The sequence below is a fragment of the Streptomyces decoyicus genome, assembly GCF_019880305.1.
Taxonomy (GTDB): domain Bacteria; phylum Actinomycetota; class Actinomycetes; order Streptomycetales; family Streptomycetaceae; genus Streptomyces; species Streptomyces decoyicus.
This window is the reverse complement of record NZ_CP082301.1, coordinates 1,223,651-1,250,622: the sequence shown is the minus strand read 5'-3', so window position 1 is coordinate 1,250,622 and position 26,972 is coordinate 1,223,651. Positions and strand designations below refer to the sequence as shown.

Annotated in this window: 30 protein-coding genes; 21 read left to right on the top strand and 9 right to left on the bottom strand. The window is 70.8% G+C overall.

Annotation, left to right across the window (positions count from 1 at the left end; translation table 11 throughout):
• Positions 1–14: 14 nt before the first annotated feature.
• From K7C20_RS05400 to K7C20_RS05390, 3 genes are all read left to right on the top strand, one after another.
• On the top strand, positions 15–863 hold the full coding sequence (locus K7C20_RS05400) for a glutamate racemase (RefSeq protein ID WP_053209476.1): 849 nt from the start codon (positions 15–17) through the stop codon (positions 861–863).
• Between the two features lie 94 nt (positions 864–957).
• Positions 958–1,575, top strand: coding sequence for a hypothetical protein (locus K7C20_RS05395; protein ID WP_030079482.1), 618 nt, complete (start codon positions 958–960; stop codon positions 1,573–1,575).
• An 89-nt stretch (positions 1,576–1,664) separates the two neighbouring features.
• On the top strand, positions 1,665–2,162 hold the full coding sequence (locus K7C20_RS05390; RefSeq protein ID WP_030079487.1) for an NUDIX hydrolase: 498 nt from the start codon (positions 1,665–1,667) through the stop codon (positions 2,160–2,162).
• 61 nt (positions 2,163–2,223) lie between these two features.
• Here K7C20_RS05390 and K7C20_RS05385 read toward each other — a convergent pair whose 3' ends face one another.
• Positions 2,224–2,787: a hypothetical protein gene (locus tag K7C20_RS05385; protein ID WP_030079489.1), complete on the bottom strand. Its 564-nt coding sequence runs from the start codon at positions 2,785–2,787 to the stop codon at positions 2,224–2,226.
• 259 nt (positions 2,788–3,046) lie between these two features.
• Between K7C20_RS05385 and K7C20_RS05380 the strand changes: the two genes are divergently transcribed.
• The 3 genes from K7C20_RS05380 (at position 3,047) to K7C20_RS05370 (ending at position 6,335) form a co-directional block, all read left to right on the top strand.
• On the top strand, positions 3,047–3,841 hold the full coding sequence (locus K7C20_RS05380; RefSeq protein ID WP_030079491.1) for a 3-hydroxybutyrate dehydrogenase: 795 nt from the start codon (positions 3,047–3,049) through the stop codon (positions 3,839–3,841).
• 70 nt (positions 3,842–3,911) lie between these two features.
• Positions 3,912–6,008 carry a helix-turn-helix domain-containing protein gene (locus K7C20_RS05375; protein ID WP_245171335.1) on the top strand — a complete coding sequence of 699 codons (2,097 nt, stop codon included), beginning with the start codon at positions 3,912–3,914 and terminating at the stop codon, positions 6,006–6,008.
• Positions 6,009–6,140: 132 nt separating this feature from the next.
• Complete coding sequence (locus K7C20_RS05370; RefSeq protein ID WP_030079497.1) at positions 6,141–6,335, top strand: CsbD family protein; 195 nt, start codon at positions 6,141–6,143, stop codon at positions 6,333–6,335.
• Positions 6,336–6,429: 94 nt separating this feature from the next.
• On the opposite strand, the gene K7C20_RS05365 is transcribed toward K7C20_RS05370, so the two are convergent.
• Both K7C20_RS05365 and K7C20_RS05360 read right to left on the bottom strand, forming a co-directional pair.
• The gene (locus tag K7C20_RS05365) at positions 6,430–7,854 is read right to left on the bottom strand and encodes an MFS transporter (protein ID WP_048829196.1); all 1,425 of its coding nucleotides are present in this window, start codon (positions 7,852–7,854) and stop codon (positions 6,430–6,432) included.
• 306 nt (positions 7,855–8,160) lie between these two features.
• Positions 8,161–8,514, bottom strand: a complete 354-nt coding sequence (locus K7C20_RS05360) for a winged helix-turn-helix transcriptional regulator (RefSeq protein WP_209443962.1) — start codon at positions 8,512–8,514, stop codon at positions 8,161–8,163.
• Positions 8,515–8,683: 169 nt separating this feature from the next.
• On the opposite strand from K7C20_RS05360, the gene K7C20_RS39415 reads away from it, so the two are divergent.
• The 5 genes from K7C20_RS39415 (at position 8,684) to K7C20_RS05335 (ending at position 12,508) form a co-directional block, all read left to right on the top strand.
• Positions 8,684–8,989 (top strand): nitronate monooxygenase, encoded by a 306-nt coding sequence (locus K7C20_RS39415; protein WP_209443963.1) that lies wholly within the window; start codon positions 8,684–8,686, stop codon positions 8,987–8,989.
• Complete coding sequence (locus K7C20_RS05350) at positions 8,986–9,228, top strand: hypothetical protein (protein ID WP_030079500.1); 243 nt, start codon at positions 8,986–8,988, stop codon at positions 9,226–9,228. Before K7C20_RS39415 ends, K7C20_RS05350 begins: the two co-directional genes overlap by 4 nt.
• Positions 9,229–9,538: 310 nt before the next feature.
• Entirely contained in the window at positions 9,539–10,291 is a 753-nt protein-coding gene (locus K7C20_RS05345) for a hypothetical protein (RefSeq protein WP_053209477.1), read from the top strand.
• Positions 10,292–10,420: 129 nt separating this feature from the next.
• On the top strand, positions 10,421–11,020 hold the full coding sequence (locus tag K7C20_RS05340; protein WP_030079502.1) for a YdcF family protein: 600 nt from the start codon (positions 10,421–10,423) through the stop codon (positions 11,018–11,020).
• Positions 11,021–11,494: 474 nt separating this feature from the next.
• Positions 11,495–12,508: a DUF4331 family protein gene (locus K7C20_RS05335; RefSeq protein WP_030079503.1), complete on the top strand. Its 1,014-nt coding sequence runs from the start codon at positions 11,495–11,497 to the stop codon at positions 12,506–12,508.
• A gap of 92 nt (positions 12,509–12,600) precedes the next feature.
• On the opposite strand, the gene K7C20_RS05330 is transcribed toward K7C20_RS05335, so the two are convergent.
• Entirely contained in the window at positions 12,601–13,041 is a 441-nt protein-coding gene (locus K7C20_RS05330) for a hypothetical protein (protein WP_030079504.1), read from the bottom strand.
• Positions 13,042–13,424: 383 nt separating this feature from the next.
• Here K7C20_RS05330 and K7C20_RS05325 point away from each other — a divergent pair, with 383 nt between their 5' ends.
• A complete protein-coding gene (locus tag K7C20_RS05325; protein ID WP_030079505.1) occupies positions 13,425–14,249 on the top strand; it encodes a hypothetical protein in 825 nt (274 codons plus the stop codon).
• Positions 14,246–14,920, top strand: a complete 675-nt coding sequence (locus K7C20_RS05320; RefSeq protein WP_053209478.1) for a class F sortase — start codon at positions 14,246–14,248, stop codon at positions 14,918–14,920. The genes K7C20_RS05325 and K7C20_RS05320 overlap by 4 nt, the downstream gene beginning before the upstream one ends.
• A 141-nt stretch (positions 14,921–15,061) precedes the next feature.
• On the opposite strand, the gene K7C20_RS05315 is transcribed toward K7C20_RS05320, so the two are convergent.
• The gene (locus K7C20_RS05315) at positions 15,062–16,171 is read right to left on the bottom strand and encodes a PP2C family protein-serine/threonine phosphatase (RefSeq protein ID WP_030079508.1); all 1,110 of its coding nucleotides are present in this window, start codon (positions 16,169–16,171) and stop codon (positions 15,062–15,064) included.
• Between the two features lie 265 nt (positions 16,172–16,436).
• Between K7C20_RS05315 and K7C20_RS05310 the strand changes: the two genes are divergently transcribed.
• The 4 genes from K7C20_RS05310 (at position 16,437) to K7C20_RS05300 (ending at position 19,319) form a co-directional block, all read left to right on the top strand.
• Positions 16,437–17,645 (top strand): 4-hydroxybenzoate 3-monooxygenase, encoded by a 1,209-nt coding sequence (locus K7C20_RS05310; RefSeq protein ID WP_030079509.1) that lies wholly within the window; start codon positions 16,437–16,439, stop codon positions 17,643–17,645.
• Positions 17,646–17,817: 172 nt separating this feature from the next.
• On the top strand, positions 17,818–17,895 hold the full coding sequence (locus K7C20_RS39410) for a 50S ribosomal protein bL37 (protein ID WP_370454205.1): 78 nt from the start codon (positions 17,818–17,820) through the stop codon (positions 17,893–17,895).
• Between the two features lie 404 nt (positions 17,896–18,299).
• Positions 18,300–18,815, top strand: a complete 516-nt coding sequence (locus tag K7C20_RS05305; protein WP_245171337.1) for a hypothetical protein — start codon at positions 18,300–18,302, stop codon at positions 18,813–18,815.
• Between the two features lie 180 nt (positions 18,816–18,995).
• Positions 18,996–19,319 carry a putative quinol monooxygenase gene (locus tag K7C20_RS05300; RefSeq protein ID WP_030079511.1) on the top strand — a complete coding sequence of 108 codons (324 nt, stop codon included), beginning with the start codon at positions 18,996–18,998 and terminating at the stop codon, positions 19,317–19,319.
• A gap of 73 nt (positions 19,320–19,392) precedes the next feature.
• Here K7C20_RS05300 and K7C20_RS05295 read toward each other — a convergent pair whose 3' ends face one another.
• Positions 19,393–20,718 carry a phosphoribosyltransferase family protein gene (locus K7C20_RS05295; RefSeq protein ID WP_053209484.1) on the bottom strand — a complete coding sequence of 442 codons (1,326 nt, stop codon included), beginning with the start codon at positions 20,716–20,718 and terminating at the stop codon, positions 19,393–19,395.
• Positions 20,719–20,863: 145 nt separating this feature from the next.
• Here K7C20_RS05295 and K7C20_RS05290 point away from each other — a divergent pair, with 145 nt between their 5' ends.
• The gene (locus tag K7C20_RS05290) at positions 20,864–21,664 is read left to right on the top strand and encodes an HAD-IIA family hydrolase (protein ID WP_030079519.1); all 801 of its coding nucleotides are present in this window, start codon (positions 20,864–20,866) and stop codon (positions 21,662–21,664) included.
• A 113-nt stretch (positions 21,665–21,777) separates the two neighbouring features.
• Here the strand turns inward: K7C20_RS05290 and K7C20_RS05285 are convergent, their stop codons facing one another.
• Positions 21,778–22,356 (bottom strand): dihydrofolate reductase family protein, encoded by a 579-nt coding sequence (locus tag K7C20_RS05285; protein WP_030079521.1) that lies wholly within the window; start codon positions 22,354–22,356, stop codon positions 21,778–21,780.
• A 456-nt stretch (positions 22,357–22,812) separates the two neighbouring features.
• Between K7C20_RS05285 and K7C20_RS05280 the strand changes: the two genes are divergently transcribed.
• Positions 22,813–22,950 carry a hypothetical protein gene (locus K7C20_RS05280; protein WP_160328735.1) on the top strand — a complete coding sequence of 46 codons (138 nt, stop codon included), beginning with the start codon at positions 22,813–22,815 and terminating at the stop codon, positions 22,948–22,950.
• Positions 22,951–22,973: 23 nt separating this feature from the next.
• Here K7C20_RS05280 and K7C20_RS05275 read toward each other — a convergent pair whose 3' ends face one another.
• The gene (locus K7C20_RS05275; RefSeq protein WP_030079523.1) at positions 22,974–23,699 is read right to left on the bottom strand and encodes a hypothetical protein; all 726 of its coding nucleotides are present in this window, start codon (positions 23,697–23,699) and stop codon (positions 22,974–22,976) included.
• A gap of 682 nt (positions 23,700–24,381) precedes the next feature.
• Here K7C20_RS05275 and K7C20_RS05270 point away from each other — a divergent pair.
• Positions 24,382–25,131: a hypothetical protein gene (locus K7C20_RS05270; RefSeq protein WP_245171339.1), complete on the top strand. Its 750-nt coding sequence runs from the start codon at positions 24,382–24,384 to the stop codon at positions 25,129–25,131.
• Positions 25,132–25,320: 189 nt separating this feature from the next.
• Here the strand turns inward: K7C20_RS05270 and K7C20_RS05265 are convergent, their stop codons facing one another.
• Positions 25,321–25,887, bottom strand: coding sequence for a nucleoside deaminase (locus tag K7C20_RS05265; RefSeq protein ID WP_030079527.1), 567 nt, complete (start codon positions 25,885–25,887; stop codon positions 25,321–25,323).
• Between the two features lie 94 nt (positions 25,888–25,981).
• Between K7C20_RS05265 and K7C20_RS05260 the strand changes: the two genes are divergently transcribed.
• Complete coding sequence (locus K7C20_RS05260) at positions 25,982–26,968, top strand: antibiotic biosynthesis monooxygenase (protein WP_245171342.1); 987 nt, start codon at positions 25,982–25,984, stop codon at positions 26,966–26,968.
• The last annotated feature ends 4 nt before the right edge of the window (positions 26,969–26,972 follow it).

The window sequence follows — 26,972 nt, the reverse complement described above, 5'->3', positions numbered from 1 at the left end:
AGTAAAGTGTCCGGGTGAAGATCGCGCTGATGGACTCCGGGACCGGGCTGCTCGCGGCGGCCGCCGCCGTGCGGCGACTGCGGCCGGACGCCGACCTGGTCCTCTCCTCCGATCCCGACGGCATGCCCTGGGGCCCACGTACCCCCGACGATGTCACCGCCCATGCGCTGGCGGTGGCCCGCTCCGCAGCCGCGCACGGCCCCGACGCCCTGATCGTCGCCTGCAACACCGCGTCCGTGCATGCGCTGCCGGCCCTCCGCGCCGAACTGGAACCCCAGGTCCCGGTCATCGGCACCGTCCCCGCCATCAAGCCCGCGGCGGCCGGCGGCGGCCCGGTCGCCATCTGGGCCACCCCCGCCACCACCGGCAGCCCCTACCAGCGGGATCTGATCGAGCGGTTCGGGCACGGTGTGGAGATCACCGGCGTGCCCTGCCCGGGGCTGGCCGACGCGGTGGAGGCCGCCGACGAGGCCGCGATCGACGCCGCCATCGCCGCCGCCGCGCATCGCACCCCACGGGACGTGCGCACCGTCGTCCTGGGCTGCACCCACTACGAGCTGGTCGCCGAACGGATCCGCGCCGCCCTCCAGCAGCCCGGAGCCCCCGCCCTCGCCCTGCACGGCTCCGCCGAGGCGGTCGCCGCCCAGGCGCTGCGCCGCATCGGCGCCGAGCCGGCGCCGGCAGCCGCCCCGACCGGCGCACTCAGCGTGATCCTCAGCGGCCGCCCGGCGGGACTGCCGGCCACTGCGCTCGTCTACGCCGAGGGCCGGCTGCTCGCCGCCGGCCGTACCGACCGTGCACCCGGGGCCCCCGCCGAGATCACTCCAGCGGCCGACGGAGCCACCGCGGCCGCCCGCCGCTGACGTCAGCCATGACGTCGGCGGCACCGCGATCCGGGCCGTGAAGGGCTCGTCCGACGCACTGCCATAGCGTGCAAAGACGCGTACGCTGCGTCTCATGAGGGACCACCCCCACGAGGGGGCAGCAGCCCCCGACGACCCTGGCACGACCGATGGCGCCGACAGCGGAGCGCGCCCCACCGGCGGCTCCCATGCGGAGATCCCCGAGGTCTGGCACGGCAGCGCCACCAACCGCATCCAGTGGCTCCTGGCCGCGATCGGCGCGGCCTGTCTGGCGCTGGGCATCGAGCTCGCCGTCGACAGCAACTGGACCGCGGGCCTCGCGCCCCTGGTGATGTCGGTGGTCGGCTGCGTCGCGGTCGGCCTGCTGGTGCTCTTCGGCACGCTCGCCTACGTCCATGTCGCGGTCCGCGTCGACAAGGACTGCCTGGAGGTGCGGTGCGGCCATATAGGGGTGCCACGCCGCACGATCCCGCTCGACGACGTCGTCGGCGCCGAGTTCACGCCCCAGGTGACCCCCCGCCACTGGGGCGGCTGGGGCTACCGCTGGCGCCCCGAACAGGGCACGGCCGTGGTCGTCCGCCGCGGTGAGGGCGTCGTGCTCCGGCTCGATGACGGACGCGACTTCACCATCACCGTCGACGACGCCGAGGGCGCCGTCCGCGCGATCCGCGGCCGGCTCCGGCCGCGCAAGGGGACACCGGCGGGCGCCTGAGCGCCGAGCGGGGGACGCACGCGGCACGTACGCGGCACGTGCCCCACAGGGCCGGGGACCCGCCGGGGACGTCCCGTAGGGTCGGGGCCATGGCAACCCCCGATTTCATCCGTGACCTCCGGAACTCCATCGGCCGGCAGCTGCTGTGGCTGCCCGGGGTGAGCGCGGTCGTCTTCGACGACCAGGGCCGTGTCCTGCTGGGCAAGCGGGCCGACACCGGTGGCTGGTCGGTGATCGGTGGTATCCCCGAGCCCGGCGAACAGCCGGCCGAGACCGCGATGCGTGAGGTCTACGAGGAGACCGCGGTGGTGGTGGTCCCCGAGGGCGTCGTCCTCGTCGAGACCATGCCGCCCACCCACTACCCCAATGGCGATGTCTGCCAGTTCATGGACGTGACGCTGCGCTGCCGGGCGGTCGGCGGCGAGGCACAGGTCAATGACGACGAGTCGCTGGAGGTCGGCTGGTTCGACATCGACGCCCTGCCGGAGCTGGAGGAGTACGCACTCACCCGCATCAAGCGGGCGCTGGAGGCCGGGCCGACGTGGTTCCACGGGATGGGGGAGGAGCCGGAGGGGCAGCAGCCCTGAGGCACTCGGCACGTCTCAGGGGCCGGCTCCGGGGTGTTCCGGGGTCTCCCCGGACGGACGCCTACAGCTCCTCCGTCGACGGCTCGTCCATCGGGTCGCTGGGTTCTCCGGGAAGCGTGGGCAGCTCGGATTCGCCCGGTGAGCCGGGCTCCTCGGACGGAGCCGGGTCGGCGGGCCGGCCGGACGGCTCCTCGGTGTGCATCTCGCGGTCGTCCTTGCGGCAGGCCGTGATCCAGGTGCCGGTGGGGCCGCTCTCGAACTGGCAGAACCAGCCCCGTACGGCCAGGGAGCCCCGGTCGTCACGGGCCTCCTTCGGCGCCCGCACGAAGAACTCGGCCATCACCTGACGGACCTCGTCGCAGCCCACCGTGCCACCGGCCCCGGGGTCCGCGTAGAGGGTGACGTCTCCTGCCTCGCCCAGTGCGCCGCGGAGCACGCCGCAGTCCATCGGCTGCCCCGGGACGGTGGGAGACGCGGATCCGGGGCCGTTGCCCGGAGTTCCTTCCGGGCGCGGCCCGGTGCCCGTCGAGGACGATGCCGCGGTCGTCGGGTCCCCGCCGTCGTCCGCGCAGCCCGCGGCAGTCAGGGCGAGCAGCACAGTCGGCACGGCGATGAGCCTCCGCATGTAGGACTCCCTTGTGGCTGCGGTGCGCAGACGGCACGCTGCGTCGTACGACGTTAGGGGCCCGCCGGGAGTACGGCGATCCGGGGCGGCCGATCGGGTGAAGCGCGGGGGCCGATGCGAGCCGCGGCGGGCCACCCGCCGTGCCGGGGAAGGCGGGTGCGGGCACCACATCTGACGTGTGCCGTCCCCATGCCGGGCCCGCGGAGTGTGGTGCCGGGGCACATCGGAGCGGGGCCCGGCCGCTGCCTAAGGTGCGGACATGACCGTGATCGGCACCCCAGGCCCGGTATCCCTCGACCTCGACGGCCGCACCGCGCTCGTCACCGGCGCGGCCAGTGGCATCGGACGCGCCTGCGCCCTGCGGCTGGCGGCGGCCGGCGCGACGGTGCGCGCGGTCGACCGGGACGCCGCGGGACTGGACGGTCTCGTGGCGGCTCACCCGGACGGCGCACGGGGCGGCATCGAACCCCGGCTCCTGGACCTCACCGATCTGGACGCCGCGGAACGGGCCGCGGCCGGCGCCGATGTGCTCGTCAACAACGCGGGCCTCCAGCTCGTCCGCCCCATCGAGGAGTTCCCGCCCGAGGTCTTCCACCAGGTGCTGACCATCATGCTGGAGGCGCCCTTCCGGCTGCTGCGGGGCGCCCTGCCCCATATGTACGCACAGGGCTGGGGCCGCGTCCTCAACATCTCCTCCGTGCACGGCCTACGGGCGTCCCCCTTCAAATCCGCGTATGTCGCCGCCAAGCACGGCCTGGAAGGGCTGTCGAAGACCGCGGCCCTGGAGGGCGCCCCGCACGGCGTCACCAGCAACTGCATCAACCCCGGATATGTCCGCACCCCCCTCGTGGAACGGCAGCTCGCCGACCAGGCCGCTGCCCACGGCATCCCCGAGGAGCGCGTACTTGCCGACATCCTCCTTGCCGACTCCGCCCTCAAGCGACTGCTCGAACCGGAGGAGGTCGCCGAGGCCGTCGCCTACCTCTGCACTCCGCAGGCGTCCTTCATGACGGGCGCCTCTCTGGTGCTGGACGGCGGCTGGACCGCGCATTGAGCGGCCCCGGTCCGGAACCCGGGTGGCGGAGGCTGGCGCACCGCGATCACCCGGAGGTATGCCTGTGACCATGCCCACCGATCAGCCCACGCCCGAGCCGGATCCCGAGCCCGTGGACGCGCCCCTGCCGACGCCCGCTCCCTACGACCGGGAGGCCGTCCCGGCCGGTGTGCCCGCCTCCGGCGGGGAGGACGCCTCCGGCGGGGAGGACGCCTCCGCCCACGCCCCGGCCGAGAACCCTTTCCTCGGACTGCTGGCCGCCGGCGCCGCCGCGGAGGAGTACGAGCGGCCGGTGCTGCGCGCCCGCGCCGAGGGCGCCTCGGCCGGCCGGCTCGCCGCACTGGAGCGGGCCAAGCTCCTCGCGCTGCGGGTACGCACCGAGTTGGAGGGCCGCCGGCGCCGCGAGGCCGAACTGTCCGCGCTCTATGCCACCGCGCACGACCTGGCCGGGCTGCGCGACCTCGACGCGGTGCTGCGCGCGATCGTGCGCCGGGCCCGTTCCCTCCTGGGCACCGAGGTCGCCTACCTCACCCTCCACGACCCCGCCGCCGGCGACACCTATATGCGGGTCACCGACGGCTCGGTCTCCGCGCGGTTCCAGCAACTGCGGCTCGGCATGGGTGAAGGCCTGGGCGGGCTGGTCGCGCAGACCGCCCGCCCGTATGTCACCGACAGCTACTTCCACGACGAGCGGTTCCGGCACACCCGCACCATCGACTCGGGCGTCCAGGACGAGGGTCTGGTGGCGATCCTCGGGGTGCCCCTGATGCTCGGCAGCGGCGTGATCGGCGTGCTCTTCGCCGCCGACCGCCGCGAGCGGGTCTTCGAACGCGGCCAGATCGCCCTGCTCGCCGCCCACGCGGCACACGCGGCCGTCGCCATCGACACCGCCAACCTCCTCGCCGAGACCCGTAAGACGCTCACCGAACTGGAGGCGGCCAACGAGATCATCGGTGACCGCAGCTCGGTCATCGAGCGCGCCTCGGACATCCACGACCGGCTGACCGAACTGGTACTGCGCGGCGGCGGGGTCCAGGACGTGGCGGACGCGGTGGCGGAAGTCCTGCACGGCGAGGTCGAGTTCACCGATCCCGGCCGGGCACCTGCCGCGGCACTGGACCGCTCCCGCGCCGACGGCCACGCCGTACGGGACGGCGCCGAGTGGGTCGCGGCGGTCGGGGCGGGCGGTGAGGTCCTGGGCGCCCTCGTACTGCGCGGTCACCCGGCCCTCGACCCGGTCGACCAGCGCACCCTGGAGCGGGCCGCCATGGTCACCTCCCTGCTCCTGCTCGCCCGGCGGACCGCCGGCGAGGCCGAACAGCGCGTGCGCGGCGAGCTGTTGGACGACCTTCTGAACGCCGCCGACCGTGACCCCCGCCTGCTCGGTGAACGCGCGGCCCGGCTCGGCGCGGACCTCGATGCGCCGCATATCGTCCTGGCGGCCCGGATCGATGATTCGGCGCCGGCCCACGGAGCCCCGATATCCGACGACGGCCCGTCGCCCGGCCCCGACGCCCACCCCCACGGCACCGACCGGCGCCGCCTGTGGTCGGCGGCCTCCCATCTCGCCGCCACCCGCCATGGACTGGCGGTCGTACGGGACGGCGGCGCCGTCCTGCTGCTGCCGCTCGGCCCCGGCGGCGACCCGGCGCACATGGCCCGCGAGATCGCCGCCCGGCTCGGTGCCGCGCTGCACCTCCCCGTCACCGTCGGCGCCTCGGCCCCGGTCCCGGCCCCGGCCGCCCGTCCCGCGGCGGTCGCGGACGCCTACGCGGAGGCCCGGCGCTGCCGGGAGGCCCTGCGCGTGCTGGGCCGGGCCGGCCAGGGTGCGGCCGCCGCCGACTTCGGCTTCCTCGGACTGCTGCTCGCCGACACCCGCGATGTGGACGGCTTCGTCCACCGCACCCTCGGGGTGGTCACCGACTACGACGCCCGCCGCGGTACGGAGCTGCTGCGCACCCTGGGGGCCTACTTCGCCTGCGGAATGAGTCCGGCCCGCACCAAGGACGCGCTGCACGTCCATGTGAACACCGTCGCCCAGCGCCTGGAAAGGGTGAGCCGGCTGCTGGGACCCGACTGGCAGAGCCCGGCACGCGCCCTGGAGATCCAGCTGGCGCTGCGGCTGCATCAACTGTCCTCCGCCGTGGCGCGCGATACCGGCGCGTAGCCGGGATCCGCGCTCCGCTCCGTGCCCACGGACCGGCCGGTACCGGTAGCCGCCTCCGGGTGCGCGCCACCGCGACCTGCGGCAGCGTGGAGCCGAAGCTTTCTCCCTCCCACCGGACAAAAGGAGTTCCTCATGGGTGACAAAGGCGCCATGGACAAGATGAAGGGCAAGGCCAAGCAGAAGGCCGGCAAGGTCATGGGCGACGAGCGCCTGAAGAGCGAAGGCCGTACGGACGAGGCCAAGGGCAAGGCCAAGAACGCGATGGGCAACGCCAAGGAGCACGCCCAGGGGATGAAGGACTCCCTCAAGAGCAAGGACCGCGCCTGACGCCCGGCGGGGGCGTGGCGGACCTGCTGCCCCGTCTCCCGGAGCGTCCCCGGGCCCGCCACGCCCCCGCCGTACATCAGGTTCCGCAGGCCTCTCAGGACGGGACGGCCGGCGACGCCCCGCCCTCCGCCGCTCCCGTCTTGCGGACCGCACCGGGCGCCGCCGTCCCGTCCACCGCCGCCCCGTCCACCGCGTCGAGGTCCCGGGTGCGGGTCTCCCGGGCCACCCCGACCGCGAGCAGCGTCAGCAGCGCGGCGGCGATGACGTACAGGGCGATCGGCGTCGGGCTGTCGTAGTCGGCGAGCAGCGCGGTCGCGATCAACGGGGCGGGCGCGCCGGCCGCGACCGAGGCGAACTGGGCGCCGATCGACGCACCCGAGTACCGCATCCGGGTCGCGAACATCTCCGCGAAGAAGGCCGCCTGCGGCGCGTACATCGCACCGTGGAAGACCAGCCCGACGCTCACCGCGAGCAGCAGCAGCCCGAACCGGCTGGAGTCCACCAGCGCGAAGAACGGGAACGCCCAGACGGCGACGCCGACCGCGCCCAGCAGATAGACCGGCCGGCGCCCGATCCGGTCCGAGAGCGCGCCCCAGGCGGGGATGACCGCGAAGTGCAGCGCCGAAGCGATCAACACGGCGTTCAGCGCGATCTGCTGGGACAGCCCGGTGTGCGAGGTGGCATAGACGAGCACGAATGCCGTGATGACGTAGTACGAGATGTTCTCGGCCATCCGCGCGCCCATCGCGATCAGCACATCCCGCCAGTGGTACTTCAGCACCGCCACCAACGGCAGCTTCTCCACCTTCTCCATCGCGGAGCCCTCCGCCCGCCGGGCCGCGGCACGCGCCAACGCGGCCTTGAACACAGGCGATTCGTCCACCGAGAGCCGGACCCACAGCCCCACGACCACCAGCACGCCCGAGAGCAGGAACGGCACCCGCCACCCCCAGGACGCGAACGCCGCATCCGACAGCAGCGCCGTCAGCGCCGACAGCACGCCGGTGGCCAGCAACTGGCCCGCGGGAGCACCGGTTTGCGGCCAGGACGCCCAGAACCCGCGCCGCCGTGCGTCACCGTGCTCCGACACCAGCAGCACCGCGCCGCCCCACTCACCGCCCAGCGCGAACCCCTGGACCAGCCGCAGCACGGTCAGCAGCACCGGCGCCGCCGTACCGACGGTCGCATGCGTCGGCAGCAGCCCGATCGCGAACGTCGCGCCGCCCATCATCAGCAGGCTCAGCACCAGCAGCTTCTTACGCCCCAGCCGGTCCCCGTAATGCCCGAAGACCAACGCCCCGATGGGCCGCGCCGCAAAGCCCACCGCGTACGTCAGAAACGACAACAGGGTCCCGACCAGCGGATCGGAGCCGGGGAAGAACAGCCTGTTGAACACCAGCGCGGCGGCAGATCCATAGAGAAAGAAGTCGTACCACTCGATGGTCGTGCCGATCAGACTCGCGGCGACGATGCGCTTGAGGTTGGTGGGTGGTGGGCTAGCGGTCGCGGGGGAGGACATCGGCACCACTTCCTGACGAGGGGCGGGGACGTTTCGCGTCCCCACACCGTAGGAACGTGCAGGTCAGGCGCACATGTGGCGGGACGCCACACTTCAGGCCCGGACCGTGCGCGCGGGCACCATGACGCGAACATGCACACCGGCAGGTTCTCGTCTGCTGGTGGTGCAGGGACCTGAGGCCCTCGCCGTAGTTCGCCCCGCTAGTACTGCTGTGACCCGAACCAGTCACTGGGCAGGCCCGACCTGAGGGACACGTTGCCCGGCGGGTACGGCGAACAGGGCAGCGCGGCGGCGACTCGGCGTGGCTCAGGTGCCGGTCGCGTCATCGAGCGGGCGAGGAGGGGCGCCGGGTGTGTCCGGGGCAGGGGTGTCGTGGTCGGCGGAGTGCTCGGCGAGGTCGGAGGCCCAGGCGACGGACCAGTCGACGAGGGGGCTGAGGGCAGTGTGAGCCTGCCGTCCCAACGCGGTGAGGGCGTAGTGGCCGTCCGGGGTCTGGTGCACCAGACGTGCCTCGATCAGCTCGACGAGGCGTTGGCGCAGCACGCTGGAGGACATGTTGCTGCAGCGTTCGCGCAGGGCACGGAAACCCAGGGCGCCTTCGCGCAGTTCCCACACCACACGCAGGCTCCATCGCCGGCCGAACAGGTCGAGCGCGGCCATGAGAGGGCTTCCGGTGGTCGAGCCACGCACCGGTCGTCCTGGTGTCGGTGTGACCATCGCGGTCCTCCTACGCTCCTTGCAGATCCACAGCCCCTGGCGTTTCGGTTTGCGAAACATTAACACCGCAAAGTGAATCGAAAATCGAAGCACCTTGCATGGGGAGGGCAGCATGGCGACGTTGACCACACCTCTGTGCCGGCAACTGGGTATCGCGGTGCCCGTGGTGCAGGCGCCCATCGGGTCCGCGGTCACCACGGAGCTGGTGGCTGCGGTCGCGGACGCGGGCGGACTCGGCACTCTTGCGCTGACGTGGGTCACCGCCGAGGAGGGCGGTGCGCCGGATCCGGGAGGTTCGGCGGATGACGCCCAGGCCCTTCGCCGTGAACCTGGTGCTGGACTTCCCGGTCGACGAATTCCTCGATGCCTGCCTGGCGGAAGGCGTGCCGGCCATCACGACGTTCCTCCAGCGCGATGAGCTTCCATCAGGTGGTCCGCAGCGTCGGTTTCTCGATCGGCAGCGCACTGGGCGGCCTGACCCTGGCCGCGCACACCCCGGCCGGCTCGACCTTCCCCACCGACACCGGATACGCGACGGCGTCCTGGCTCGGCGCCGCGGCGATGGGCGCTACCGTCGTCGCCGCACTCGCGGTTCGGCAAGCGCCTGACTCGACCACGACCGGATTGCAGCGCGAGAGCGGTTTGAGGAAGGGATGAGTCAGGCAGGGGGCCGAGAAGGTTCCGGCCGCTGAACTCACCCTTACAGCGACCTCGTTGTCCGCATAGCGACCTCGTTCTCCACCGTGATCGTTGAAGCCCCCTGCCCTGCGCTGCCCTGCCCTGTCCTGCTCTGCCCATGCGACTGCGGCATCGGGTGGGGTTCTTGGGGTTCTTCGTGACGTCCTTCCCCTGCTCACACCCGTGTTAGCAGGACGTTAGCGGAGCGGCAGCTTCTCGCTAGTGGCCCCGATCAGAGTGGGTGACGTACCGAGGAGACAACGACACCGACTGCCCGGGGGGACCCGTAATGAGCTCCAGCACCACTGTCCGCACCGCTCGGCGCCGCACCCTGCGCATTGCCGCTGTGGCCCTGGCCGCAGCTGCCGGCCTCAGCCTGACCGCCTGCTCCGGCTCCGACGCGGCCGGTGCGAAGTCCGCGGGCCGCACGGACATGGGCATGGCGGCCGCCGAGTCCGGCGGCGCGAGCTCCTCTCCCGGAGCGCAGGGCTCCGATGCCAAGGCGAGCCCCGACGCCAAGGCCGACGCGAAGGCCGACGCCAAGCCCGACGCCAAGCCCGACGCCAAGGCGGGCGCTGCGGGCAAGCAGTCGGGCAGCGCGCACGCCACCGGCGGTGGCAAGGCGGCATCCCCGGTCCGCACCCAGCGCCTGGCGGACGGCATCAGCAAGGCCGAGATCTACAAGCTCGGCGACCAGCGCTACCGTGCCAAGATCGTCGCCCGCGGTTCGGTCCTGGCCACGCTGGAGACGAAGGAGGGCGACGCCGGGCTCGACGCCAACGACATGTTCATCACGCTCACGCTGGACGGCCAGGTCCACTCCTGGATGGGTGGCGGACACCAGGGGCCGGGGACCTTCGAGCTCGCGGGCGGCTGGACGGCCAAGGTCACGAAGATCGGCGAGCTGCGGTACCGCGCGCAGATCCTCGGCCACGACGGCGTGGCTGCCACGCTGGAGACGAACCAGCACGACGTCGGGGTCGACGCCAACGGCGTCTACATCGTGCTCAGCAACGGCGGTGTGATCAGCGCCCACAAGTAAAGACCCGCCTGGCTGCGGCGGTGGAGCCACCTTCGGCGGGGCGGCTCCACCGCCGCAGGTGAGGACGGTTGTGGCGTGGCGCGGTTGGTGCCGTCGCTGTCCGAGACCGAGGTGCCCTAGAGTCGCCGCATGCGACGAAGGACAGGGCTGGCGATAGCTGGGGCTGCTGCCCTGGCCTGGGGCGAGTGGTTGAACTGGCGCTGGTCTCGAGCTCTCGTGGGGGACGGCGGGGGCGCTGCCGAGGCCGTGGTCGTGTTGGGATACCGGAATCCTCAGGCGACGGCGAACTTCATCAACCGCTGGCGAGTCCGTGCTGGAATTCGCTCCCTCGCCGCTGACAGCGCGCGTGGCGCTCGCGTGGTCTTCAGCGGCGGCGCGACCAGCGGCGGCGCCGCGGAGGCCCAGTTGATGTCTGACTACGCGACGTCGGTGCTCGAGTTCGACGGCACAGTGCTTCTCGAAGACCAGAGCGGGACGACATGGGAGAACATCACGAACGTGATCCCACTGCTTGAGGACGTCGACCGCATCAAGATCGCCTCCCAGCCGGCTCACGCGCTCAAGGCCCGCGCGTACTTGCGGCGGCAGCGCCCTGACCTTGCCGAGAGGCTCGTGCGCGCGGATGACTACCGCCCGGGCGAGTGGATGGCCGTCAAGCCGCTGCTGGCTCTGTACGGCCTTTGGACACTCCGCGGTCTCAATGCCGACGAACGGAAGCCCTCGCTCTAGACAGCCGCTGTCGCGTCGGCGTCACAAACGGTGGTCCTTGAGTCGACGCCGGCAACGCCAGCAGATGATGCTGCATCGAGAGTGCGAAGGGCCCGGTGGATGTCGTCGCGGATCTCCCGGCGGATCCGCAGACAGTGGAACCAGTGCAGAGGGGCAAACGCGCGCTCCACGACGCAGCGTTGGGTGCCCAGGGCGGAGCCGCGCTCGGTGCCGCGGTGGGCGATCAGCGAGGTTCGCGGCGACGAGGCGCTTGAGCAGTTTCCGCAGTTTCCGCAGTTCCGCAGCTTTCGCAGTCTCGCCACTGAACGATGCATGCCAAGCCGTGAATCCGATCGATCGAGCGGCTTTTGTGCTCCAATATCCGGATCATCCCTGATAGTCCTTCTCGGCAGGGAACAAGTCACCCGTGTTCCCCGGCGCCAGACCCTGGCCCCGCCTGGCGGTATGCCCCTCACCAGCGAAAGGACATGCAGGATGTCGAATCACTTCACCGGTCTCAGCCTCGGCGCACCGCTCGGGGACCAACGGCTCGACCTCTGTGACCTCTACGCGTTCCAGTCGCCCACCGATTCGACGAGGACGGTGCTGATCCTCAACGCGAACCCGAATGCCGATGCTCTGCACCCTGATGCCATCTATCGTCTCAACATCGACAATGACGGGGATTGTCTCGCCGACATGGCGATCAGTTACGTCTTTTCTCCCCCGCAGGACGGCCGTCAGACATTCAGTGTCTTCATGGCGAAAGGCGAGGAGGCCCGCTCGGTCGAAGCCGTCGGGCAGAAGGTCGTCACGGACGCCGAGGTGTCGTTCGGCACCGTGGCGAACCGCGTCATCTCTGGTCCCTACACGTTCTTCGCCGGCAGTCGTAGCGACGCCTTCTTCTTCGACTTCGACGGGATCAAGAACCTCTTCGATACCACCGGCGGCAGAAACTTCACCGCGCCGCATCTCGGTGGCAAGTCGCCGTGGACCGGCGTGGACTCGAACACGGAAGCCAACGTGTTCTCCACGGTTGTGGAACTGCCGACGAGTGAGCTCCGCGCCAACCCCGAGATCCGCATCTGGGGCCGCTGCAGTGTGCGGGAAAACGGCCGGCTCGTCCATGCCGACCGTGCAGGCCACCCTTCAGTCAGCAGCTTCTTCAACACCGACGAGACGAAGGAGGAGTACAACGCCAGTGAGCCGGTGAACGATCGTGACCGCTGGACCGATCAGTTCGTCCACCTCATGGGGCACACCGGCAATTACACACGGGAAGAGGCGATCGCGGCCATCGACGCCGACCGCGTCCTGCCCGACATGCTGGTCTTTGACCCCTCGAAGCCCGCGCAATACCCCAACGGCCGCGCCTTCACCGACGACGTCATCAACCACCGGCTCTCCTTCCTCTCGAAGGGCGACATCCCTCCCACCGGCCTTGAGCCGCACACCGATCTTCTGGACGAGTTCCCCTACCTCGGCAATCCGCACCCCCAGGGGAGCTGACCGCCACGTTTCATCAGTGGCGGCGTCCGGTCGGCGGCGTCCGGCCCTTGAGCGGGACGGCGGAAGTGTCTTCTGCGCCGGGTGACCTGGGGTCAGAACTTGGGGCAGAGGTTCGTGTGCACGGCCTCGACGATCTGTGCGGCCTTGACCTTGCCGAAGCCCTCGGGGTGGCTGGGCGAGGTGAACCGCATCTCCGCCATTTTGGCCTGCTTCGGCTTGTCCTCGGGGAAGTTGTGGATCGTCTGGCACTGGTTGCGCCCGCGGTCGACGGCCTTGCCTTCCTTGCCGTGGACGATGTCCGGGTCGATGCCGGTCAGGGCACGGATGTATCCGAGCTTCGTGGCGGCATCCGGCTCGGGCGGGATGCCTGAGGTGGTGGCTTCGGTGTCAGCAACAGCTGGGGAGGAAGGGGCACTTGGCGCCGGGAGGGGCTTCTTTTTGGGTGCCGCGTCGGTGCTGTCGTCGCTGCTGCACGCGGCGAGGGCGGCGGCCAGGACGAGTGCGGTGAGGACGGTGGTGGCGGTGCGCTTCACGTTCGGGCTCCCGGGTGGGTGACTACTGGCACCGGTGTGACGGCCGAGACCGAGTGAAGGTTGTGTGCTGACTCCGTGGGGGGCAACCGCATGGCGGTCGAGGCAAGTCGGGGGGCCGGGCTTGAGGTTCGCGGGCGCGGGCGGGAGACGCGGTTCGGCGCCGGCGGGGAGGCCGCGGGCCGGTGCGGGCCGGGGCCGCGGACCGGCGCGGACGCCGTCCCGGAGGCCCCCGGAGAAGGCCGCCAGAAATTTTTTCCCACGCGACCAATCCGCGGGCGTTGCGGCTCCGAATAAGGGTCGATGCCTCGCCGAGGTGTCGCTTTCGAACCCGGACGACGTGCGGTCCCCCCTTCCCCGCGGAGGCCGCCGGAAAAGGAACGAACGTGATAGCCAAGCGCACCAGCCGCCTCGCCGTACTCGTCGCTCTGCCCGCAGCCCTGGCCCTCACCGTGGGCGCCTCGTCCCAGGCCGTCGCCGAGGGCACCGGAGCGTTCCAGATCAATCTGGCGCAGTTGAACGACTCCGGTTCCAAGGGCACGGCGATGCTCAGCCTCGAGGGCAACCAGCTGACCGTGAAGATCGAGTCCGAGGGCCTCGTGCCCGGACAGCCCTCCGCCCAGCACCTCCACGGTTCCACCGACGGCCATGACTTCCACTGCCCGGATGCGAGCGACGACACCAACGGCGACGGCGTCCTCAACAACACCGAAGCCACGGTCGACTACGGCAACATCAACATCTCGCTCACCACCAAGGGACCCACGGACATGGAGAGCGGCCTCGCCGTCGACCGCATGCCCGTGGCGAACGCGGAGGGCAAGGTCTCCTACGAGCGCACGATTCCCGTCTCCCAGGCGGTGGTCGACCACATCAAGGACCTGCACATCGTGCAGCACGGCATCGACCGCAACGACAACAAGAAGTACGACTTCGACGGGGCGGGCAAGAGCGAACTCGATCCCAAGCTTCCCCAGGAGGCCACAGCTCCGACCAACTGCGGCGAGGTGCTGGGCGCTGCGGTGGGGTCCATTCCGGTCGGCGGGGTCGAAACGGGGACCGGGCCTGCCGAGGAGAAGGGGGTTCCGGTTGCGGTGATGGGCGCCGGCGGCGTCGCCTTCGTGGCGGTGACCGGTGCCATGGCGGTTGCGCGGCGGCGGAAGAGCGTGCTCGCCGCCGGACGGGCCGGGAGCAACGGGAGCGCCGCGTGAGCAGTCGGAGCGAGGACACCGTGATCACCGTACGCCGCCGGGGCCGTCGCGTCGCCGGCTGCGCGATCGCCGCGGCATTGGCGACCGTGCTCGTCGCCGGGTGCGGAGGGCAGGAAGCGGCGCCGCCCCAGCAGCTTCCCGCGGGGCAGCAGGGCGGGGGCTCGGCCCACGACGAGGCGCCGGGCGCAGGCTCGGGGGGCCGGGCGGCCGCCAGTATGCCGAAGTCGGCTCCGGCGCGGCTCTCCATCCCGTCGCTCCAGGTCTCCTCCACGCTGGAGACGCTGGGGCAGAAGAAGGGCGGAGCCATGGAGACCCCCCGTGATCCCGACAAGGCGGGCTGGTACCAGCCGGGGCCGACGCCCGGCTCCCAGGGACCGGCCGTGATCGCCGGCCATGTCTCCTGGAACGGCAAGCCGTCGGTGTTCGAGAAGATCTCGACGATGAAGGCCGGTGACACCATCGAGGTCGCCCGGCAGGACGGGAAGACGGCGAAGTTCACCGTCGACCGCGTCGCCCAGTACCCGAAGAACAAGTTCCCCACGGTCGAGGTCTACAAGAACCTCGACCACGCCGGCCTCCGCCTGATCACCTGCGGCGGCCAGTACGACGAGGGCCAGCACTACTACCCCGACAACGTGGTGGTGTTCGCCAGCCTCACGGGCAGTGCGTAGGCCGGACCCGCGATGAACCGGCAGGCGGTCCGGCGCCCTCGCACGGGCGACCGGGCCTCCTGCCGGGGCCGGCCGGTGCCGCGGCGGTAAGGGAAGAGCGTGCAGGCGTGGCTGTGCGACCGCTGCTGACGGGCCGCCGCCTCACGACGAGCGGGTGATCGCGATCACGGCCGCGTCGTCGCCCAGGTTCCCGCCGGTGTAGCGGAGCAGGTCGTCGCGCAGACGCCGTACCAGGACCGCCGGATCGGTCTCGTGCCAGGTGGTCAGCCGGTCGATCAGGGGGTAGAACCGGCCGGCGTGGTCCCGGGCCTCGAGGACGCCGTCGGTGTGGAGCAGAAGGAGACCGCCGGACTCGAACCGGAACGTCTCCTCCCGGTAGTCGCTCTCCGACGGGGCGGTGAGGCCCAGCGGGAGGGCGGGTTCGCTCACTTCGAGCACCCGGACCGTGTCGTGGCACCACAGCAGTGGCGGAGGATGCCCGCAGTTCACCATATTGACGGAAGGGGCGTCATGGTGGATGTCGACCACCACAGCGGTCACGAACGACTCCTCCGGTTCCGGACCGCCGTCGGCGGGGTCGGCCGTGTTCTTCCAGTACACGGAGTTGCCCAGGTGCGCCACGATGCCGGGCAGTGAGAGGGCCCGGTAGGCCGACCCCCGGAAGGCCCCGATCAGCACCGCCGCCTCCCCGATGGCGGACAGGCCCTTGCCGCGGACGTCACCGATGACCAGCCGGGTCGCGTCCGGGGCGGGCACTGCCGCGAACAGATCTCCCCCGATCTGCGCCTCGGCCTCCGCCGAGATGTACGCGGACGCGATCCGCAGGGGTCCGATCCGTTCGGGCAGTGGCCGCAGCAGGACCTGCTGGGCCGCGACGGCCACCGACCGTACCTGGCTCAACTGCCGTTCATGCCGGTCACGGACGTAGCGGAAGGCCGTGACGAACACGGAGATCACGAGGAGGGCGGCGATCTGTGCCTGGTGGTTCGGTGTCAGCAGGCCGCCGTGCAGATGGCCGATGACGATCTGGGCCGCCACGGCCAGTGCTCCGACGGCGCCGGTGATTCCGGCACCGGCGAACGAAGCGGTGACCGCGGGCGCCGCGACCAGGAACGGGCCCAGGTGGATGCTCGTCGGGGTGTGGATGTCGATCACGGTGATCACCGCGATGATCGCGAGCGGGATGGCGATCAACCCGTGGTCCCAGCTCCAGGCCCTGTCGAGAGGGGGGAGCCCGCGCCGGACGCTCATACTTCCTCCTTACACCTGCCACGCCCTCCCCGCCCGGCAGACCCGACCGGCGGATACGACGTGCCGTGACCCCCGACCGGGAGGGCGGCCGAAAACGCCGGTGAACTGTGGAAACAGCCTCGGCTCGCGAAGCGGACCGGGCCGCCGTCCGGGAGTCGCCGGTCCGCCCGCACCGGGGGGAGCGCCGGGGCGCCGGGCCGTCCGTCTCCGTGGACCGCCATACTGCGTGCGATCTTTCCGAGCACTCCGAAGGGAACCCCGCGACGTGTCCTCCACCCCCTCCCTCCCCCCGACGCGCACCCGCGTTGCCATCGTCGGGGCCGGGCCCGCCGGGCTCTCCGTGGCAAATCTGCTGCATGCCGCAGGAGTCGACTGTGTGCTGCTGGAAGCGGAGAGCAGGGAGTTCATCGAGCAGCGGCCGCGCGCCGGGTTCATGGAGGAGTGGGCGGTGGATGCGCTGGCCCGGCACGGGCTGGCCGGCCGGCTGCTCGAACGTGCCGCCACACAGGGGGAGTTCGAGTTCCGGTTCGACGGTGAGCGGCACACCGTCCGGACGGCGGAGCTGGCGGGCCGGCGTCACTTCGTCTATCCGCAGCCGCTGTTGGTCACCGACCTCGTGGCGTCCTACGTGGACCACGCGGGCGGCGACGCGCGCTTCGGTGTACGCGAGGTGCGGCTGCACGACATCGACGGCGAGCGGCCGGCAGTGTCCTACACCGACCCCGACACCGGCGACCGGCACCGGATCGAGTGCGACTTCATCGCGGGCTGTGACGGCGCGCGCGGGGTCAGCCGGGAGGCCATACCCGCCGAGCGGGCGCTCCTCACCCGCCATGATCACGGCGTCGCCTGGCTCGCCCTCCTCGCGGAGGCGCCGCCGTCCGCCGACGGTGTGGTCTTCGGTATCCATGAGCGCGGGTTCGGTGCGCAGATGGCTCGTAGCCCCGAGGTCACCCGCTACTACCTCCAGGTCGGGCCCGGTGAGGATGCCGGGAACTGGTCGCACCGGCGGGTCTGGGACGAGTTGCACACCCGGCTCGGCGCCGCCGGCGCCCCACCGCTGACCGAAGGGCCGCTGATCGAGCGGGTGGTCCTGGACATGCACGACTACGTGGTGGAGCCCATGGCGTACGGCCGGGTCTACCTGGCGGGCGACTCGGCGCATCTGGTCGCGCCCATCGCCGCGAAGGGCATGAACCTCGCGATCCATGACGCCCTGCTGCTCGGCGAGGCGCTGATCGCGCACTACGAGGGCGACGACAGCGGCCTCGACGGCTACTCGCAGGCGTGTCTGCGGCGGGTCTGGCAGTACCTGGAGTTCTCGCAGTGGCTCTCCTATGTGCTGCACGGCGCCTCTTCCGGTGACCGGTTCCAGGCGGGCACGGCCTCGGCACGGCTGCGGCGCCTGCTGGGCTCCGAGTCCGCGGCGAAGGCGTTCGCCGGGCTGTACCTCGGCGAGGAAGCCGATCTGTAGTGTCGTGACGGACGGGCCCGGACCGCATGTCCGTGGGGTGATTCACCACCCGGGAGGGGTGGGTGCCCGGCGGGGTGGGTACGCGGCTTCGTGATCGCCGGGCGAGATACCGTTGTGAAGTGGTAGAAATTCGGTGAAAAGCATCGCTGAGACTCCGAGGAAGGGAGACGCCATGTCATCGAAGCGCCGTCGTAAGAAGAAGGCCCGTCGCAAGAACGGGGCCAACCACGGCAAGCGGCCGCAGTCCTGAGCGCAGGACCGTGACCTGACCTCACCAATGGGGTTCTTGTGGGCTTCTCGCGTCCCGCTGTCAGCGGATGCGAGGAGCCCACAGTGGCATTCACGCCGGTGTCTCCGGCCGGGTCGGGTTGAACGAGAAGACCGCGCGCCGCTGTTGATCGCGGGTGGCGGACATGGCCGAGGAACAGCCTTACCGGTCACCGGTCTTGCCCCACAGGGTGGCCGTGCGTCGTGACGGTCGGTAGGCCCACGCCATAGCGCGCCGGGCTGTCGGCCCTTACCACGGTGGCACGGCCCCGAGGCGATGGTTTCCGCGCCTGTCCTGTCCGCCTCCGCACCGTCCGGCGCCCGAGTAGAGGGAGCTGATGCCGAGGTCTAGCGTGGAAAGGAGTTCCCAGGAGAGGGGCTGTTGCCATGGCGTCCGGCCGGCAGGAGACCGCCGCCGAGGGGCGGCTGTCGCGGCTGCTCGACAGCCCCGTCATCGGCATGACGCCATGGATCGCGATGTCGGTGCTGGTCGGGCCGGGCCGCTACGAACTGGCGGTCGGGGTGTCCCTTGCGCTGGCCGTGGCGATCGTCATCGTCGGCCGCATACGCAGTCCCGGCGCGTCCTTCAAAATCCTGGAGATTTCCGATGTGGTCTTCTTCGCCGCGATGGCCGTCATCGGCATCTTCCCCTCCGCGGGAACGCATCGCTGGTTGGAGAATTATTCGGGGGAGCTCTCCAATATCGCGCTGATGGTGATTGCTCTCGGATCCATGGCGGTCGGAGTGCCGTTCACCCTCCAGTACGCCAGGGAACAGGTGCCCCGTGAGTTCTGGGACAACCCCCGTTTTCTGCGGACCAATTACCGCATCACCGGTACATGGGGCGCCGCATTCGGTGTGGCGGCAATTGCGGGTGCCTATGGCGACTGGGCATCGCGCTGATCGTGGCGGGAGTGTTGCTGGTCAAGTCATTGAACCGGCCTTCGGCGGCCGAGCCCGACACAGGGGACGGCGCGTGAGGGAGGGCCCGCGACACTCCGCGCTCCGCGCGTATCGCGTGAGCGTCGCACGCGTGCCCCGGGGTGACGACCGACCGTACGGGACAGCCCTTAGACTCGATGAATGATCTTTATCGTCGTCAAGTTCCCCGTGAAGCCCGAGTACGTCGAAGAGTGGCCGCAGCACGTAGCGGCCTTCACCAGTGCCACCCGCGCCGAGCCCGGCAACCTGTGGTTCGAATGGTCCCGGAGCATCGAAGACCCGAACACCTATGTCCTGGTCGAGGCATTCAAGGACGACGCCGCCGAAGCGCACGTCGATTCCGACCACTTCCGCGCCGGAATCGAGACGATGCGCCCGCTGCTGCGCCGTACCCCGGACATTGTCAGCACCACCATCGAGGGTGCGGACGGCTGGAGCGCGATGGGCGAGATCACCATCGACTGACCGACGAGATCACCATCGGCCAGGACGTGTTAAGGGACAGGGCCGATCAGAGAGCGGGGCCGGAAAGCATCCGCTACGCCTGCGTCACCAAGTGACTGGTGAACCAGTCCCGGGCGAGGTCGGCCACCTGCTGGAGGGCGCCGCGCTCCTCGAAGAGGTGGGTGGCGCCGGGGACGATTTCCAGCCGGGTCTCACAGCGCAGGGCCGCCTCGGCCTCGCGGTTGAGGTCGAGGACCTGGGGGTCGTTGCCGCCCACGATGAGCAGCGTCGGCGCCTGCACGCCGGGGAGCAGCGGCCCCGCGAGGTCGGGACGGCCGCCGCGGGAGACCACCGCGCCGATGTCCGCGCCGGGAGAGGCGGCGGCCCGTAGCGCCGCCGCGGCTCCGGTGCTGGCGCCGAAGTAGCCGATCGGGCCGGCGACGCGGCCGCGCAGCCAGCCGGTGGCGTCCGTCAGCCGGTCGGCGAGGGTCTCGATGTCGAAGACGTTCGCCCGGTTGGCCTCCTCCGCCGGGGTGAGCAGGTCGAAGAGCAGGGTGCCCAGGCCCGCCCGGTTCAGGGCCGTGGCGACCCGGCGGTTGCGCGGGCTGTGCCGGCTGCTGCCCGAGCCGTGAGCGAACATCACCACCGCCCTGGCGCCCGCCGGCACGGTGAGATCCCCGGTGAGCCGGACCCCGGCGGCGTCGATCCTCAGCTCCTCTTGGACGTCTCTTCCGTCCGCCCCGTCCGAGTGTGCGGTGGACGGCGCGGGGGCGGCCGGTCCGGGACCGGCCGCGGCCTGCGCCAGCAGCGAGACGACCTCGTCGTCCGGGGTCTGGGAGAAGTCCCGGTACCACTCGCCGACGGCGGAAAAGGCGAACGGGGTGGAGAGGCAGACGAATTCATCCGTGGAGGCACGCAGCCGCTCGGCCGCGTCCGGTGGCGCCACGGGTACGGCGAGGACCACACGGGCAGCGCCGTGGGCCCGTACCACTTCGCACGCGGCCGCCGCGGTGGCGCCGGTGGCGATCCCGTCGTCCACGACGATCGCCGTCCGGCCGGACAGGTCGAGCCGTGGCCGCCCGGCGCGGAAGCGCTCCGCCTGCCGTGCGAGTTCCGCCGCCTCGGCGTGCTCCACGGACGCCAGGTCCGCCTGTTCGAGCCGGCCGCGCCGGACGATGTCGTCGCTGATCACCCGTACGCCGCCTTCGCCGATGGCGCCGAAACCGAGTTCGCGCTGGTAGGGAACGCCCAGCTTGCGGACCACGATCACATCGAGCGGCGCCTGGAGCGCCCGGGCCACATGAAAGGCCACCGGGACCCCGCCGCGAGGCAGTCCCAGCACGATCGGCTCTTCGCCCCGCAGGTGCTGTAGCGCCTCGGCGAGGCGGTGCCCCGCATCCGCGCGGTCAGTGAACAGCACAGTGTGCACCCCCTAGCCAGGGGAGACGGGAGCTGCGTCCACACCTCACTTCGAAATAACCTCATCCGGGGACGTTTCGCAAGTCGGGCTCCGGGGCGCCCCGGCCGTCGGCCCGGCCCACGCCGACCGTGGTTACCGTCGGCGTATGAAGGGAATCGGAGCGGTCCTGATCGACATCGACGGCGTGCTCACCGTGTCCTGGAAGGCGCTGCCGGGCGCGGTGGAGGCCATGGAACGGCTGCGCGCCGCGGGGATCCCGCTGGTACTGGTCACCAACACCACCTCGCGGACCCGCGCCGCGGTCGCCGAGCGGCTGGCCGGGGAGGGGTTTCCCGTCGGTGTCGGCGACATTCTTACCGCGCCCGCCGTCACCGCCGCCTACCTGCGGGAACACCATCCGAACGCACGCTGCCGACTGATCAACACCGGTGAGGTCCGCGAGGACCTGGCGGGGGTGGAGATCGTGGGGGAGGGGGCGGGCGACGAGGACCGGGACACGCCGGATGTGCTCGTTTTCGGTGGTGCGGGCGAAGCCTTCAGCTATCCGGCGCTCAATTCCGCCTTCCGGTGTCTCCAGCGCGGTGCCCGGCTGGTCGCCATGCACCGCAATCTGTACTGGCGTACGGCCGACGGGCTCGATCTGGACACCGGCGCCTTTCTGCCGGGGCTGGAGCGGGCCGCCGGTGTCGAGGCGACGGTCACCGGCAAACCGGCAGAGGCGTTCTTCGCCACCGCCCTGGCGCACCTCGGCGCCCCGGCCGCGGAAGCGCTGATGGTGGGCGACGACATCGAGTCCGACGTCCTGGCGGCCCAGCGCTTCGGGATCACCGGGGTGCTCGTGAGGACCGGCAAATATCTGCCGGAGACACACCGGGCGGCCGAGGGCACACCGGACCATGTGCTCGATTCCTTCGCCGGGCTGCCCGGCCTGCTCGGTCTGCCGTGACGGTGCGGGCGGGGCGGATGCCCGGTGCGGCCCCAGGACCGCGTCGATGCCCACCGGGCGCGGCGGGCCGCAGGCCCTTCCGGCGACAGGTCCCCATGCCCCCTACGCCAAGATCATTCCGTGGCGGAGGCCCCGGCGCGCCGGTAGTGGAGGAGGACGACGCCGTTGCCGAAGGTCCGGGTCCCGGCGAGGTGGAGATCGGTCTTGGTGTCCGAGGGCCCGAAGAGGGGTTTGCCCCGGCCGATGAGGACCGGGTGGACGTAGATGCGGTACTCGTCGACCAGGTCGTGCTGCATGAAGGCCGCGGCGAGATCGGCGCCGCCGAGTGCGAGGTCGCCGCCCGGCTGCGCCTTGAGCGCCCGGATCTCCTCGGGAACGACGTCCCGCATGATGGTGGTGTTCCAGTCGGCCCGCTCCAGGGTCCGGGAGAACACGATCTTGGGCTTGTCCCGCCAGATCCCGGCAAACTCGGCCATCGGCGCGGTACATGAGGGGTCGGCTTCGGCGGTCGGCCAGAAATCCGCCATGAGCTCATGGGTGACCCGGCCGCTCATGAAGGCGCCCATCGTGCTGAGTTGCTCGTTGACGTAGCGGTGCAGCTCGTCGTCGACCAGGTGCCAGTCGATCTGGCGGTCCGGTCCCTCGATGAAGCCGTCAAGGGACACCGACATGGACAAGACGATCTTTCTCATTCTGGGATCCCTTGCCTCGCCAACGCGGTTTCGCGCGACATCCTGACGGAAGCCGCTGCCGTAACCGAGGCATTCGGAACAAGACAACGCCAAGGGGTGCAATGAAGCGGCCTTGACGTCGAACCACGTTTCCTTCGCCAGGGGTCGTTCGACCGGGAGCGCCCTAACGGGTGGCGTGGGGGATCGGGGTGCGAGGCCGCTGACCTGGTGCTGACTTTCGTGACGACCTGCCAGGTGCAACCCCTCGTCAGGGAAGAGGAGCGCCACCAGCCGGCCCCGGACGACCCGCACTGCGATCTCCTCGTGGACCTGACCGGCTGGTAGGGCTCCCGAGCCACCGCACGGCCCCGATCGTCCCGCACCACGGCCGAGATCTCGGACCAACTCAGGGCGGCTCTTGTGCGGTCATCGTCACGGGGTGCGGAGCTGTCCACTCGTTCCGGTGGGCACCGCCTGATGGCAGATCCGGTCTGGGGCCTCCCCGCCGCCGGCGGCAGCATCCTGGACCGCTGGTCGGACATCGCGGCCGGCATCGCCCCGCAGCTGCCGGCCACGTCGCCGCCGTCGCGCCGGGTTCCTGTGCGCGCCGGGTAGCGCGATCCGGGAGCGCGCGCCGGTCAGGGCGGATCGGTGAGCAGTGCCGCGATCTCCGCCGCCGTCCAGTGCCCCTCGGCTCCCGGGCAGCCGGCGAGATATGCGGCGGCCCGGAGTGCGCTCCATCCGTGGGAGGCGACGAGGCCGGCCGCGATGTGCCGCAGGTAGGCCGCGGAAGGCGGGTTCACGGTGATGTCCTGGCTGCTCCACGGGGCCGTGAGGGTCAATACCGGGTAACCGTCCAGCAGCCCGGCACACACCAGGGTTTCGTACCGGCCGGGGCCGATCCGGGACCTGCCATGGGTGAGGGCCTCCGTCAGATCGAGATCCCCGCCGGGCTCCCGGTACATCTCCTGAGCGGCGATGTCGGAGAACTGGGAGAGCGTCAGCAGATAGGCGTGAGCGGGTAGTTCGAGCCCGCCCGGTCGGCCGGGCCCGCCGCCGGCCGGTGCGAGGCCGGGGCCGGGGTCGTAGAAGGCTCTGCCGCCGGTCCACACCTGCGATTCGGTGGCGAAGTACAGCAGACCGGGCAGCATGACCGGTGTCGTACGCGCGGGGCGGCGGGGGTCCCGGCAGCCGGGGTAGGTGCGCAGCCCGCCGTGCGGGCGGCCGCCGGCCAGATAGCAGGTCAGCCGGTCGAGATGCATGTTGGAGCCGTACGCGGCGTACCAGAGGCAGCCGACGGGGGTGCGGCGGCGGACGGCTTCGGGGGAGCTGTCGAGGGCTTCGAGGCGTGGGGGCCTGGTCACGTCCTCACGCTACGCGGAAGGGCCCGCCGCAGTGCTGTTCGGACGGTCACGCGGCGCTGCCCGGCCGGTCCCGCGGCGCCTGGGCCGGGCGGCCGTGACGCCGGGCAGCGGCGCGGCGAAGGGCGGATGAAGGGCAGCCGAAGGGCGGACGAAGGGCAGCCCAAGGGTTGGTGTGGGGCGGCCCAAGGGGGCGGACAGGCCGGCTCCCTCGTGGCTTGATCGTTTCTGTCGTGGGTTTTGCCGCGAGTGGTCTGGAGATGCGCACTGCACGGACAGGACCGGTCCGCAAGACAGCCGGTGTCCGGTCATCGACCGGACGCCGGGGGACGGAGGCAGTGTGGCGGACGAGGTGTCAGGGCGAGACGAGGCCGGGATACGCAGGGCAGGGGCGGCCGGCCGCCGCCCCGTAGTGCCCTCTCCATCGCCGAGTGCGAGCCGGCGTCATCTGCTCGCGGCCACGGCAGCGGCGGGGCTCGGACTGCTCACCGCGTGCGGCGGGACACGCTCCCGTGCGGACTCCGCGCCCAAGGCGTCACCGCCCGGCGGCTCGCCGTCATCCCCCTCCGCCGGGTCCGGTACCCCGGGCCCGTCCGGCTCCACGACAGCACCCCCCTCGGCCCGCCCGAAGCGACGGCGTCCCGAACTGCCACGTGGCGGCCGGGAGTTGTTCCCCCGGTACCGGATGGTGGGGTTCTGCGGTCTGCCCGGGGCGGCGGCGCTCGGCCGGCTCGGGACCGGCGACCCCGGAAAGCGGGCCGCCGAGGTGGAGAAGGTGGCGCACTCGTACGCCGCGGGGCGCGAACCGCTGCCCGTGCTCGAACTCCTGGCGGCGGTCGCCAACGCCACGGCCGGCCCGGACGGTGCATACCGTTCACGGACGCCCTCGGCCACCATCCGCCGCTTCCACCACCTGGCGCGCAACCAGCGGGGGTTGCTGCTGCTCAACATCCAGCCGGGCCGCGCTTCGGTGCTCGACGAGGTGAAGGCGCTGCGCGAATGGCTCGTCCACCCCGACGTGGGGATCGCGCTCGACCCGGAGTGGGAGATGAGCTCCGGCCAGGTGCCGGGCGACACCTACGGGCACACCGACGGCCGTGAACTGACGAAGGTGGCCCGCTATCTGTCCGGGCTGGTGGAGGAGCACGATCTGCCGCAGAAGCCGCTGGTCTTCCACCAGGTGGCGCCGTCCGTCGTGGGCGACGAGTCGGCCCTGCGGCCCCAGCCCGGTGTGGCGCTGATCAAGAGCGCCGACGGCATCGGCTCACCGGGCCTGAAGCGCGGGACCTGGCGTCGGCTGGTCAGCGATCTGCCCGACGGCGTCCACACCGGCTTCAAGCTCTTCTACGAGGAGGACGCCGAGGGCAGCCGCCTGATGACGCCGAAGGAAGTGCTGGCCCTGCGGCCGCGGCCGGAGTATGTGATGTACGAGTGAGCCGGCCGGGCCGCTCCGCGCCCTGACGGCGAGGCCGTGCACGAGAGACGGCCCCGGCCCGCGCCGGACACCTGTCACGCCCGCCCGGGTCCGCTCCCGCAAGGGCGGCCGCTCGGCGCACCGGCGCCGAGCGGCCGTCATGGGCCGTGCCGTTGTTCCGTCTCCGCGGTGCCGGCCGGTGACCCTTCGTCAGTACGGGTGCTTGTCCGGCCGGTTCGTCCAGGCCGCGTAGGACTGGGCGCCCATCTCGGGGTAGATCTGCTCGATCTTGATCCTGCGCTCGTCGAGCGGCCTCTTGAAGTCCTCGTACTGGAACGTGTCGTCGAAGCCGATCTTCGCGGTGTCCTCGAGGTCGCAGCTGTAGTAGACGGCGTCGATCCGCGACCAGTAGATGGCGCTCATGCACATGGGGCAGGGCGCGCCGCTGATGTAGATCGAAGTGCCCTGGAGCATACGGGCCCGCTCCGGGACCGGGTCCGGAGACCCGGGGGGCCGCGGGACGTACTCCAGCGTGCTCTCGTTCTGACGCTCCACGGCGATGCTCGGAGCCTCGGGGTTGAGGACCTGCACGGCTTTCCGGATGGTCTCCATCTCGGCGTGCGCGGTGGGGTCGCCGGTCAGCAGCACACGGTTCTGCCCGCGGGCGACGATGTTCCCGTCGCGTACGAGTACCGCGCCGAACGGCCCGCCCCAGCCGTTCTCCACGGATTCCGTGGCCAGTCGTACAGCCTCTGCGAGAAGTTCTTTCTGTTCCATTACGGAGTCTCCGATCGGCATCGATTCCTCTGCGGAACGGTAAGGCAAATGCCCCATTTGCCGTGTAAATCTCTTATGCACTAGGCTACTCAAGGTGAGTGCCCGTGCAAGCCGTGGTTCCGCGGCAGACAGCGCCACCGTTGTGACCTCGCAGAAGGTGCGCGAAGGCCGGACCGATGAGTATCAGCGCTGGCAGGACAAGACGAATCAGGCCGCCCGTGAATTCGAGGGTTTCGTGGGTGCCGAGGTATACCCCGGCGCCGGCGAGGAAAACGAATGGGTGGCCGTATTCCGGTTTTCCGGTATGGACCAGCTGACCGCCTGGCTGGATTCGCACCGGCGGCAGGCATTGCTCGATGAAGCACGCGAACTCTTCCAGGGCCTCCCGACGCAGGAGGTGCTCCATGGCGGCAGCCCGGCGCCGCCGGCACCCGACGTGGTGACGGCGGTCATCTCCCACGAGGTCAAGCCGGGATCCGAGCAGCAATTTCTCACCTGGCAGGAAAAGACGCTCAAGGCGCAGGAGAAGGCGCCCGGTTTCATGGGGTCCGAACTGTTCAAGCCGGTGGAGGGCGTCCAGGAGCACTGGGTCGTCGTCTTCCGGTTCGACTCCCGCGAGCACCTCGACGACTGGCTCGACTCCGATGTGCGCACCAAACTGCTGAAAGAGGGAAGCAAGTACTTCATCTCGTACGACGTGCGCAAGGTCGGTTCGGCGTTCAGCGGCTGGTTCCAGTTCGACCACGGCAAGCGCGGCAACGCCCCGCCCAACTGGAAGCAGGCGATGTCCGTTGTCCTGGCGCTCTATCCGACGGTGATGGTGCTCAACCTCACCGTGGGAGTCGGGCTGGAGAAACTCACCATCCGCGAGTACATCGGCCTGTTCCTCTCCAACGTACTGAGCGTCAGCGCGCTGACCTGGCTGCTGATGCCGATCGTGAACAAGGTGTTCGCCTTCTGGCTGGTTCCCTCCCGGGTTGCCGGAAACCGCCGGGCGCAGGTGCTGGGCCTCGCTTTGGTGGTGCTCTGCTACCTGGTGTCCATCGCCGTCTTCGGCCTGATCACCCACCAGATCTGGTGAGGCG

Bases quoted from the DNA above. Each gene is read 5' to 3' on its own strand.
- K7C20_RS05395 (WP_030079482.1), top strand. From the start codon at position 958: ATGAGGGACCACCCCCACGAGGGGGCAGCAGCCCCCGACGACCCTGGC.
- K7C20_RS05390 (WP_030079487.1), top strand. From the start codon at position 1,665: ATGGCAACCCCCGATTTCATCCGTGACCTCCGGAACTCCATCGGCCGG.
- K7C20_RS05385 (WP_030079489.1), bottom strand. From the start codon at position 2,787: ATGCGGAGGCTCATCGCCGTGCCGACTGTGCTGCTCGCCCTGACTGCC.
- K7C20_RS05380 (WP_030079491.1), top strand. From the start codon at position 3,047: ATGACCGTGATCGGCACCCCAGGCCCGGTATCCCTCGACCTCGACGGC.
- K7C20_RS05375 (WP_245171335.1), top strand. From the start codon at position 3,912: ATGCCCACCGATCAGCCCACGCCCGAGCCGGATCCCGAGCCCGTGGAC.
- K7C20_RS05370 (WP_030079497.1), top strand. From the start codon at position 6,141: ATGGGTGACAAAGGCGCCATGGACAAGATGAAGGGCAAGGCCAAGCAG.
- K7C20_RS05365 (WP_048829196.1), bottom strand. From the start codon at position 7,854: ATGTCCTCCCCCGCGACCGCTAGCCCACCACCCACCAACCTCAAGCGC.
- K7C20_RS05360 (WP_209443962.1), bottom strand. From the start codon at position 8,514: ATGGCCGCGCTCGACCTGTTCGGCCGGCGATGGAGCCTGCGTGTGGTG.
- K7C20_RS39415 (WP_209443963.1), top strand. From the start codon at position 8,684: ATGGCGACGTTGACCACACCTCTGTGCCGGCAACTGGGTATCGCGGTG.
- K7C20_RS05350 (WP_030079500.1), top strand. From the start codon at position 8,986: ATGAGCTTCCATCAGGTGGTCCGCAGCGTCGGTTTCTCGATCGGCAGC.
- K7C20_RS05345 (WP_053209477.1), top strand. From the start codon at position 9,539: ATGAGCTCCAGCACCACTGTCCGCACCGCTCGGCGCCGCACCCTGCGC.
- K7C20_RS05340 (WP_030079502.1), top strand. From the start codon at position 10,421: ATGCGACGAAGGACAGGGCTGGCGATAGCTGGGGCTGCTGCCCTGGCC.
- K7C20_RS05335 (WP_030079503.1), top strand. From the start codon at position 11,495: ATGTCGAATCACTTCACCGGTCTCAGCCTCGGCGCACCGCTCGGGGAC.
- K7C20_RS05315 (WP_030079508.1), bottom strand. From the start codon at position 16,171: ATGAGCGTCCGGCGCGGGCTCCCCCCTCTCGACAGGGCCTGGAGCTGG.
- K7C20_RS39410 (WP_370454205.1), top strand. From the start codon at position 17,818: ATGTCATCGAAGCGCCGTCGTAAGAAGAAGGCCCGTCGCAAGAACGGG.
- K7C20_RS05305 (WP_245171337.1), top strand. From the start codon at position 18,300: ATGGCGTCCGGCCGGCAGGAGACCGCCGCCGAGGGGCGGCTGTCGCGG.
- K7C20_RS05300 (WP_030079511.1), top strand. From the start codon at position 18,996: ATGATCTTTATCGTCGTCAAGTTCCCCGTGAAGCCCGAGTACGTCGAA.
- K7C20_RS05290 (WP_030079519.1), top strand. From the start codon at position 20,864: ATGAAGGGAATCGGAGCGGTCCTGATCGACATCGACGGCGTGCTCACC.
- K7C20_RS05285 (WP_030079521.1), bottom strand. From the start codon at position 22,356: ATGAGAAAGATCGTCTTGTCCATGTCGGTGTCCCTTGACGGCTTCATC.
- K7C20_RS05280 (WP_160328735.1), top strand. From the start codon at position 22,813: ATGGCAGATCCGGTCTGGGGCCTCCCCGCCGCCGGCGGCAGCATCCTG.
- K7C20_RS05270 (WP_245171339.1), top strand. From the start codon at position 24,382: ATGGTGGGGTTCTGCGGTCTGCCCGGGGCGGCGGCGCTCGGCCGGCTC.
- K7C20_RS05265 (WP_030079527.1), bottom strand. From the start codon at position 25,887: ATGGAACAGAAAGAACTTCTCGCAGAGGCTGTACGACTGGCCACGGAA.